Here is a 2,450-nt window from a genome sequence, read left to right as displayed (position 1 = left end):
CACCTGCGATCGGAATTGTGGTTGTGGTGATTTTACAATGTCTGTTCAGTCAGTGGAGCATGATGAATCAAGTGTTCGACACCACACCTTTGACATTTATCCAAGCTCTCATTTGTATAGGTGTAGGATTGCCAGTGGTGTTTATAGCTTTCATCTTGCAGCGTTTCGATCCGCTCAACTAAAGGTTCAGCCGACGGTATACAGTATCTGTATCCTGGCTGAACTCCATCACAGCTACTCTGAAAGCAAAGCTAGCAGTTGTCACAATTCCAATGGCTGCATGTCAAGTACTGGATTCCTCACAAGGACAGCAATCTTTTTACCTGTCAGGCCATCTTCACGAATTTGCAATCGGCTCATCTCCTTCATTACCCCATATTTCTGCTCAATCACACTCAACAGCTTCTCCTCCACAGAGGTCAAATACGGCCGCTTCAACACATCACTTGGGGGGGTTGAAGCACTTGAGGCATCTTCCAAATTCTTGCTTTCCCGTAACCTACTGATGCAATATCGGACAGCCCAACGTAGGCATCGCTAATCTCCTGAACCTGTTGACACTGCTACAGCAAGTAATCATTCTTCCTGAGCTAGTTCTGGTTATTATTTTCAGGATTGAACATATTTCAGAATTGTCTGAACATTTTCATTCAAAGTATGAACTGCATCTATTATCAGGTGTTCTCCTTCATCATCTGTCCAAGCTTCACTCTTCAAATGCATTCGTTCTACATGGCTCCAACTAACAGTGTCATGCCAACCTGGAATACCACGCTTACGCCCTTCGACTCGTCTACGATGTAGCTCTATATCTGAGCAAATTGTTTCAAATCCATAAAATTCTGCATTATATGATTGCGCTAAATCTTGCCAGCGTTTTCTTTGTGCGGCTGTATTAGCAAGAGTGTCCAAAATAGCCGATTGTCCTAACATTAGTTGTCGTTGGATTAGCATTGTCAGCAGTGCTTCAGCAGTCGTAATGTAAAATCCCTCCTGTTGAACACGCAACTGTGATAGCAGCATTGCCCCTAGTATCCAGTCCAAAGAGAATACAGGTATATGCAATATCCGTGCAATTTCTTCTGATAGGGTACTTTTCCCAGTGCCAGGAATACCAGAAAATAGAATTAGTTTCATCTATTCATAGTTAACAGAATCATAGGCTGCTCCCAGGTTAGCAGGCAAGAAGCAGTAATTTAAAGAATTGCTACTCACGAAGATGCTAATAAATCTGGGTAATCTCGTTCCCATATTCCAACTCCACAACACTCAACAATTTCTCTTCGACAGCCGTTAAATAAGGTCGATTCAGCTTACCCAACGACTGCAACAGACTTTTGACTGTCTCCTGAAGCGAATCGGAATACATTCGACTGATGCGATCACAAATCACCTGCATCTGCTGACACTCCGCAGGCAAGTAATCGTAAGACTTCAGGTGCTGCAACCCAACAGCGTACTCGCCATCCCACATTCTCACGCTGCAACTAAAGTCATTCAGTGCGCTGACAATTGCCCAACAGCCACCTTTGCCTCTCAGTTCGGGATTGTCTTTAACAAGGATTTGGCAGACTTCGCCGATTTGGTAGCTGTTGGGTACCTTGGTACGTTCCATAATTCTCTGCACAATATCAGTGACGATCCTGGCACTGGGAACTTTACCACCAGCCTCATGTACTGCCCGTTGCCAAACTTTAACCTGCTGCTGGGGTTCTAAAGGTGCGAGAGGGCGCACTTGTCCTTCATTAGTTGCCAGGATTCGTGAGGGGTTATATCGAGTTTTCTCTACTTCCTCGTTTTGGGAACAATTTGTTCCCGTTTCATCCACTTCCCCATTTTGGGAACAATTTGTTCCCGTCGCTATGTTCTCAAATACTACAGAACCAGCTATTAAATAATTCACACGTCGGTGAGTGTATCCAAACCTGTCTTTGCAATACTCTTCAAAAGTGCTGTGGGTGGAACGGTACAGCTGGCGCTCGCGCAACTCCATAAGTGCCTTGCCAGCTTCAAAAAACGCCCGTTCCACCTTTCGCTCTAAATTTAGGCGATCGCTAATTTCCTGCTCGGTTAGCTCTGGAACTTCAACAGCACTAGCGGTGATTGTTGCTAACGCTGGGTTTTCTTCTTGCGAGATATCCTCAAGGTCTTGGTCATCTGATGGAATGCTGTCACTGAATGTAGCAGAGGTGGCTTTTTTGCGGTTACGGGGTGGGGCAGCAAGTCAACATCTTAATTCTTTTGGGCAATATGAAAAGGGTCTAAACGGTCGGGTGCAAGCGGATTGTTTGGCTACGATGGGAGCGAATAGCGGATACGTATTTATAGCGGTTCTCAGTTGGGTGCAATATAGTAACAACAGTGAGTGAACCATCCAATAATGTCTTTTTTACTCACTGCATCTAAGGCACTTGTGATGGCTTGATCTAACTCTTCGTAGGTTCTAGCAG

Annotated in this window: 5 protein-coding genes; 2 read left to right on the top strand and 3 right to left on the bottom strand. The window is 44.8% G+C overall.

All coding sequences use genetic code 11. From position 1 onward, the window contains the following. The coding region (locus LC653_RS45715) for a cation transporting ATPase C-terminal domain-containing protein (protein WP_229501827.1) at window positions 1–182 on the top strand (182 nt) is incomplete at its 5' end. 79 nt (window positions 183–261) lie between these two features. On the opposite strand, the gene LC653_RS45710 is transcribed toward LC653_RS45715, so the two are convergent. The 3 genes from LC653_RS45710 to LC653_RS45700 form a co-directional block, all read right to left on the bottom strand. Continuing rightward, complete coding sequence (locus tag LC653_RS45710) at window positions 262–480, bottom strand: hypothetical protein (RefSeq protein WP_229501826.1); 219 nt, start codon at window positions 478–480, stop codon at window positions 262–264. Window positions 481–609: 129 nt separating this feature from the next. Next, a complete protein-coding gene (locus LC653_RS45705; protein WP_229501825.1) occupies window positions 610–1,137 on the bottom strand; it encodes a P-loop nucleotide/nucleoside kinase family protein in 528 nt (175 codons plus the stop codon). A gap of 85 nt (window positions 1,138–1,222) precedes the next feature. Then, the gene (locus LC653_RS45700) at window positions 1,223–1,993 is read right to left on the bottom strand and encodes a hypothetical protein (RefSeq protein ID WP_229501824.1); all 771 of its coding nucleotides are present in this window, start codon (window positions 1,991–1,993) and stop codon (window positions 1,223–1,225) included. A gap of 7 nt (window positions 1,994–2,000) precedes the next feature. Here LC653_RS45700 and LC653_RS45695 point away from each other — a divergent pair, with 7 nt between their 5' ends. After that, entirely contained in the window at window positions 2,001–2,369 is a 369-nt protein-coding gene (locus LC653_RS45695) for a hypothetical protein (protein ID WP_229501823.1), read from the top strand. Window positions 2,370–2,450 lie beyond the last annotated feature (81 nt).

It is taken from the genome of Nostoc mirabile CHAB5784 (genome assembly GCF_020829645.1).
Lineage (GTDB): Bacteria > Cyanobacteriota > Cyanobacteriia > Cyanobacteriales > Nostocaceae > Nostoc > Nostoc mirabile.
This window is presented reverse-complemented; position numbering and strand designations above follow the sequence as displayed.

Bases quoted from the DNA above. Each gene is read 5' to 3' on its own strand.
- LC653_RS45700 (WP_229501824.1), bottom strand. From the start codon at position 1,993: ATGGAGTTGCGCGAGCGCCAGCTGTACCGTTCCACCCACAGCACTTTT.
- LC653_RS45705 (WP_229501825.1), bottom strand. From the start codon at position 1,137: ATGAAACTAATTCTATTTTCTGGTATTCCTGGCACTGGGAAAAGTACC.